Genomic DNA, 6,550 nt, shown 5'->3' on the forward strand with positions numbered 1-6,550 from the left:
GCTGGGGCCGCCGATCCTCGTCGACGCGCCCCGCCCCTGGGCGGCAGGATTGACGCCCGAACCCGGGACGCATCCTCGGGAACACCGATCCGCTGGGCGGTGCGACCCGCATTCCGGCGGGGCGCGTGAGCCTGTCGAGCCAAGTCCGTCCGGGCCGGTTCGGTTCGTCCCGGCCGGGCGCTGGCCGGCGCGAGCGTCAGATCTCCGGCGGCGCTTCGGGCGTGCCCTCGTGGCGGTCGCGATGTGCCGCGGCCCGCGCGAGGAGCAGGAGCGTGACGGGCGTCGACACGGTAAGGAACACGCCGATCAGGGCGTCGCGCAGGACGAGCCGGCCCTCGAGCAGCGAAAGGAGCAGCATGGAACTGATGAGGATCAGGGCCATGCCCAGCGTCGCCCCGAGGGTCGGCGCGTGGACGCGCTCGTAGAAGGTCCGCAGGCGGATGAGGCCGAGGGCTCCGGTCAGCGAGAAGGCGGCTCCGACGACCGCCAGCGCGACCACCAGCCAGGCGGCCCAGAGCGGCAGCTCCGCGCCGCTCATTGGATCACCTCGCCCTGCATCAGGAACTTGGCCAGCGCCACGGTGGCGGTGAAGCCGATCATGCCGAGGATCAGCGCCGCCTCGAAGTAGAGGCCGCTGCCGGTGCGCATGCCGTGGACCACGATCGCCAGCATGCCGTTGAGGTAGAGGGTGTCGAGGCCGAGGATGCGGTCCTGCGCGCGCGGACCGCGCAACATCCGCCACGCGGCGAGCGCCATCGCCAGCACGAGCATGCCCTGGGCCAGGCCGAGCCCCCAGTCGAGAACGGCGGTGGCGCTCATGCGAAGACCTCCATCAGGGGGCGCTCGTAGCGGTCCTTCACCCGCCGCACCCATTCGTCCCCGCCCGTATAGTCGAGCACGTGCAGGAGCAGGCAGCCGGTCTGCGAATCGTACTGCACCCAGAGCGTGCCGGGGGTGCCGGTGAGGATGATCGACAGGACCGTGATGCCGAAGGGCTCGCGCAGGTCGAGGGGGATCGTCACGAACCCGGTGCGCCGCTCCCCGCGGCGCAGGCCCAGGATGATCCGGGCGACGTCGACGTTCGACCGGACCATGTCGTAGAGCACGACGACGGCGAGGCGCGCGAGGGTGCCCGGCGCGCGCACGAGGACGGCGCGGGGCTGCAGCGCCCGCATCACGGCGGGAACCGACACCCCGACGAGGAGCGCCAGCGCGGCGCTTCCCGGTGTGATCGGGGCGTTCAGCAGGAGCCAGGTCAGGGCGAGGGCGACCGTCAGCAGCGGGTAGGGCAGGAACCGGCTCATGCGCCCGCCCCTCCATGGGCGGCGCCGAGGACGGCCCGGACGTAATCCTGCGGTTGCGCCAGCCACTGGACGGTGGCGTCCGCGTAGGCGAGGGCCGGGCCGCCCCAGAGGGCGAGGGCCAGGCAGGCCGCGAGCAATCCGGCCAGAGCCAGGAACTCGGGCGGGCGGAGCACCGGGGGCGGGTCGTCGCTCGGAACCCAGAGGTTCTGGATGCCGAGACGGACCAGCGGCGCCAGGGTGCCGAAGCTGGAGAGCGTCAGGGCGGCGATCAGCCACCAGGCCGAGGCCGGGATCGGGCCCGTGGCCAATCCGGTGAACATCGCGAGCTTGCCGACGAACCCGGCCAGCGGCGGAATGCCGGCGAGCATCAGCGTGCAGAGGAGAAAGCCGCTTCCCAGGAGCGCGACCGCCGCCGGAAACGTCCGGCCGATCTCGATCGCGTCGGCGTCGTCGAAGGGGTCGCGGTACTCGTCGGCGAAGACCGCCTGCTGGGTCTGCCCCGGAGCGCGGCCCCGCTGCAGGATCTCGGCGAGGAGGAACAGGGCGCCGGCGGCCAGCGTCGATCCCACGAGGTAGTACAGGGCGCCCGCGAGCGCTGCGGCGCTGCCGGTGCCCAGGACCGCCAGCATCGTGCCGGACGAGATCATCACGGCGTAGCCCGCCGCCCGGGTGAGCTCGCGCGCGGCCAGGATCCCGATGGTGCCGTAGGCCATGGTCGCGAGCCCGGCCGCGAGGATCCAGGTCTGGCCGAAGCCGGCGGACAGGCCCGAACCGAACAGGAGCTGACTGAGGCGGATCACCACGTAGATGCCGACCTTGCTCAGAATGGCGAGGATCGCCGCCGCGGGCGCGCTCGCCGCCGCGTAGGTCGTCGGCAGCCAGAAGCCGAGGGGCCAGGCACTGCACTTGATCAGGAAGGCGATGCCGAGCACGGCGCAGCCGATCTCGAACAGGGCCGGTTCGGCGGCCGCCGGTGCCGCGAGCCGCCGCGCGAGGTCCGCCATGTTGAGCGTCCCCATGGTTCCGTAGATCAGGCTGACGCCGACGAGGAAGAACAGCGAGGCGACCAGGTTCACGGCGATGTAGCCGAGGCCGGCCCGGATCCGCATCTCGCCCGAGCCGTGCAGGACGAGGCCGTAGGAGGCGGCCAGCATCACCTCGAAGAAGACGAACAGGTTGAACAGGTCGCCGGTGAGGAAGGCCCCGTTCACGCCCATCAGGAGCAGTAGGAACAGGCCGTGGAAGCGGGGTCCCGCCCGGCCCCAGCGGGCGAAGGAGAAGACGAGGGCGCACAGGCCGAGCACGCTCGCCAGCACCAGCATCAGCGCCGAGAGCCGGTCGGCCACCAGGACGATGCCGTAGGGCGCGTCCCAATTTCCGAGGCGATAGACCTGGGCCGCCGCCTCGGCGCGCAGGGCCAGCACCAGGGCGATGCCGAGGAGGAGAAGCACGGTGACGAGGCTGAGCCCCGATTTCAGCCGGCGCCGCCGCTCGTCCAACAGGAACATCACCCCGGCCACGGCGATCGGCAGCACGATCGGCAGCACCACGAGGTGGTCCGACCAGGTGGTCTCGGCGGTGGCAGTCAGGACGGATGGGGTCATCGGCAACGGGTCATCGCGGAGGAACGCCTCATGCTGGGGGAGCGCGTCCGGCCGGGGAAGGGCGTCACGCTGAGGAAGCGTCTCATGGGTGCGGATTCCCGGGCTGCGGTTCGCCCTGGCCAGGCTCGCGGCCATCCACGTGATCGCTGCCGGTGATGCCGCGGGCGGCCAGCAGGACGACGAGGAAGAGCGCCGTCAGCGCGAAGCCGATCACCAGGGCGGTGAGGACCAGGGCCTGCGGGACCGGATCGTCGACGGAGACCACCTCGGCGCCGGCCCCGAGCACCGGCGGCGCCCCGACCGTCAGACGCCCCATGGCGAAGATGAAGAGGTTCACGGCGTAGCTCAGCAGCGAGATGCCGAGGGCGACCTGGAAGGTGCGCGGGCGCAGCATCAGCCAGATGCCCGAGGCGGCGAAGACGCCGATGCCCAGCGACAGGACGAGTTCCATCAGGCCGGCTCCCTCTCGGCGGCGCGCTCCGCCTCGGCTTCGGCCGCCCGCGTCCGGCGCACGGACTGGTGCGCCAGGGCGACGAGCATCAGCGCGCTCGCGCCCACCACCAGGACCATGATCCCGAGATCGAACACCAGTGCGCTCGCGACCGGCACCTTTCCGAGCAGCGGCGGCTCCCAGTAGGCGAAGGAGGCGGTGAGGAACGGGCGCCCGAACAGCCAGGATCCCGCGCCCGCCAGGACGGCGACCAGCAGGCCGACGCCGATCCAGGCGATCGGCCGGATGCGCAGGCGCTCCTCCACCCACTCGGCCCCCTGGGCCATGTATTGCAGCACGAAGGCGATGGTCAGCGCGATGCCGCCCGCGAAGCCCCCGCCGGGCAGGTCGTGTCCCCGCAGGAACAGGTGCAGGGCGAGCAGGACGATGAAGGGGAACAGCCACGTCATCACCACGCGGGGAACCAGCAGGGCATCGGCGGCGGTGTCGCCGGGGCTGCGGCCGGCCCGTGCCGCGTCGTAGGCATCGTGGCTGACCTGCTGCTTGGGACGTCCGAGACTGTCCGAGGCCGGGCGGAAGCGGCGCAGCAGCGCGAACACCGTGAGCCCGACGATGCCGAGCACGCAGATCTCGCCCAGGGTGTCGAACGCACGGAAATCGACCAGCAGGACGTTGACCACGTTGCGCCCGCCCGCCTGCGGGTAGGCCTCCTCGACGAACCAGCGCGCGATGCCGTCGACCGCCGGCCGCGTCATCACCGCGTAGGCCAGGCCGGCGAGGCCGAGGCCCGCGAAGGCCGCGATGCAGAGGTCGACGATGCGCCGCCGCCGGGCCCGCGCCGCCTCGGAGGCCGGAGCCGGAATCGCGGCGTCGCGCTTGGGCAGCCAGCGCAAGCCCAGCAGTAGCATCACCGTGGTGACGATCTCCACGAGGATCTGCGTGACCGCGAGGTCGGGCGCCGAGAGCCAGAGGAAGGTCAGGCTGCTGACGAGTCCGGCTCCGCCGACGAAGATGGCGGCCGAGAGGCGATGATACTTCGCCCGTTCGGCCGCCCCCACGGCGCAGGCCGCACCGACCAGCCACATCAGGGCGAAGGCGGGGTCGAACGTCGTGGCGCGTCCCGGTGCGAAGAGGTCGAGCCCCCGCACGGCTCCGGCCAGCATGGCGGCCAGGAGCACGGTCAGGAAGAGGATGCGCAACTGCACCTGGAGGCGCTCGCTGCCCAGGTGCCCCTCCAACCGGCGGGCACCGGTCACGAGCCCGGTCATCGCCCGTTCGAACAGCCGGCCGCCGTCGAGCCGGTCCATCAGCCAGGGGCCGCCGCGGGGATTGGCGTTGATCCGCCGCCCGAACACGCCGTAGAGCGCGACGCCCCCTACCAGCGCCACGACGCTCAGGGCCAGCGGCGCGTTGAAGCCGTGCCAGATCGCGAGGTCGTAGTCCGGCGTCCGCGCCCCGAGGACCGACCGGACCGCGCCCGCGAGGGCGGGCCCGATGGTGAGATTCGGCACGAGGCCGATGGCGATGCAGACCAGGACGAGCAGTTCGATCGGGATGCGCATCCAGCGGACCGGCTCATGGGGCACCTGCGGCAGGTCGTGGGGGGCGGGCCCGAAGAAGGTCTGGCGGATGAAGCGCACCGAGTAGAGCATGGTGAAGGCGCTCGCGAGCGTCGCCAGGATCGGCAGGGCGAGGTTCAGCCCGTGCTCGCCCGCATTGTCGACCGCCTCGGCCAGGAACATCTCCTTCGAGAGGAAGCCGTTGAGGAGGGGCACGCCCGCCATCGCGGCGGCGGCCACCATCGCCAGCGTCGCCGTGTAGGGCATCGCCCGCCACAGCCCGCTGAGGCGGCGCATGTCCCGCGTGCCCGTCTCGTGGTCGATGATCCCGGCCGCCATGAAGAGCGAGGCCTTGAAGGTCGCGTGGTTCACGGTGTGGAAGATCGCCGCCACGACGGCGAGGGGCGAGTCGAGACCGAGCAGGAGGGTGATCAGCCCGAGATGGCTGATCGTGGAGTAGGCAAGCAGGCCCTTGAGGTCGTGCTGGAAGATCGCGCTCCAGGCGCCCACCAGCATCGTCGCCATGCCGGCGGTGCCGACGATCCAGTACCAGGTCTCGGTGCCGGCCAGCACGGGCCAGAACCGGATCATCAGGAAGATGCCGGCCTTCACCATGGTGGCGGAATGCAGGTACGCGCTGATCGGCGTCGGGGCCGCCATCGCGCGCGGCAGCCAGATATGGAAGGGGAACTGCGCCGACTTGGTGAGGGCACCCGCGAGCACGAGCACCAGGGCCGGGAGGTAGAGCGGGCTGGAGCGGATCGTGTCACCCGAGGCCAGGACTACCGCCAGGTCGTAGCTCCCGACGATCTGCCCGATCAGCACCATGCCGACGAACAGGCAGAGACCGCCGGCCGCCGTGATGGTGAGGGCCATCCGGGCCCCGTCGCGGGCGGACGCATTGTCGGTCCAGTAGCCGATCAGCAGGAAGGACACGATGCTCGTCAGTTCCCAGAACACGACTAGCTGGATCAGGTTGCCCGAGAGCACGATCCCCAGCATCGCGCCGACGAAAGCGAGGAGATAGCTGAACAGGCGCGGGACCGGATCTTCGGCGGCCATGTAGTAGCGCGCGTACAGGACGACGAGCGCGCCGATCCCGAGCACGAGGACTGCGAACAGCCAGGCCAGGCCATCGAGCCGCAGGACGAACTGGACGCCGAGCGTCGGAAGCCAGTCCACCGCCCAGACCAAGCTGCCGCCGGGCGCGGACACCATTGGGTAGAGAAGCCCGATGCAGGCGAGGCACGCCACCAGGGTCGACCCGGCCAGGATCGCGGCGGCATTGCGCGCATGTCCGGGCAGGCTGATCACGGCCGCGCTGCCGAGAAAAGGAAGGATCGCCGCGATGGCAAGGAGAAGTTGAGGCGGCATCAGCTCGGGCGATGAGAGGAACGGGCGGACACGGGCAGCCTCGCGATCGGCCGGAGGCGCCCCTCCGCGAGCGGGGACGCGCTGACGCACGCCACACGGCTATAGCCTCCGGGAGACCGGGTGGCGAGCGCCGCCCGGCGGGAGCTTCCCGAACCCACGACGCGACCCGCCACGGCGGAGGCCGGGCGGGTCGGTGTGAGATCTTGTCGGTCGGGAACGGCTCAGAGGTTGAGAAAGGTCTGGGCCGAGCCGACGAGG

Annotated in this window: 6 protein-coding genes; all 6 read right to left on the reverse strand. The window is 71.3% G+C overall.

Annotated features, from left to right (window positions below; translation table 11 throughout):
- Positions 1-196: 196 nt before the first annotated feature.
- Complete coding sequence (gene mnhG / locus ASF41_RS08520) at positions 197-538, reverse strand: monovalent cation/H(+) antiporter subunit G (protein ID WP_056355404.1); 342 nt, start codon at positions 536-538, stop codon at positions 197-199.
- Positions 535-819, reverse strand: coding sequence for a K+/H+ antiporter subunit F (locus ASF41_RS08525; RefSeq protein WP_056216335.1), 285 nt, complete (start codon positions 817-819; stop codon positions 535-537). The genes mnhG and ASF41_RS08525 overlap by 4 nt, the downstream gene beginning before the upstream one ends.
- Positions 816-1,304, reverse strand: coding sequence for a Na+/H+ antiporter subunit E (locus ASF41_RS08530; protein ID WP_056216337.1), 489 nt, complete (start codon positions 1,302-1,304; stop codon positions 816-818). The genes ASF41_RS08525 and ASF41_RS08530 overlap by 4 nt, the downstream gene beginning before the upstream one ends.
- Positions 1,301-2,908, reverse strand: coding sequence for a monovalent cation/H+ antiporter subunit D (locus ASF41_RS08535; RefSeq protein WP_056492392.1), 1,608 nt, complete (start codon positions 2,906-2,908; stop codon positions 1,301-1,303). The genes ASF41_RS08530 and ASF41_RS08535 overlap by 4 nt, the downstream gene beginning before the upstream one ends.
- Positions 2,909-2,990: 82 nt before the next feature.
- Positions 2,991-3,359, reverse strand: coding sequence for a Na+/H+ antiporter subunit C (locus tag ASF41_RS08540; protein ID WP_056379827.1), 369 nt, complete (start codon positions 3,357-3,359; stop codon positions 2,991-2,993).
- The gene (locus ASF41_RS08545; protein ID WP_056492395.1) at positions 3,359-6,292 is read right to left on the reverse strand and encodes a monovalent cation/H+ antiporter subunit A; all 2,934 of its coding nucleotides are present in this window, start codon (positions 6,290-6,292) and stop codon (positions 3,359-3,361) included. The genes ASF41_RS08540 and ASF41_RS08545 overlap by 1 nt, the downstream gene beginning before the upstream one ends.
- Between the last annotated feature and the right edge of the window lie 258 nt (positions 6,293-6,550).

The organism is Methylobacterium sp. Leaf111 (assembly GCF_001423285.1).
GTDB lineage: Bacteria > Pseudomonadota > Alphaproteobacteria > Rhizobiales > Beijerinckiaceae > Methylobacterium.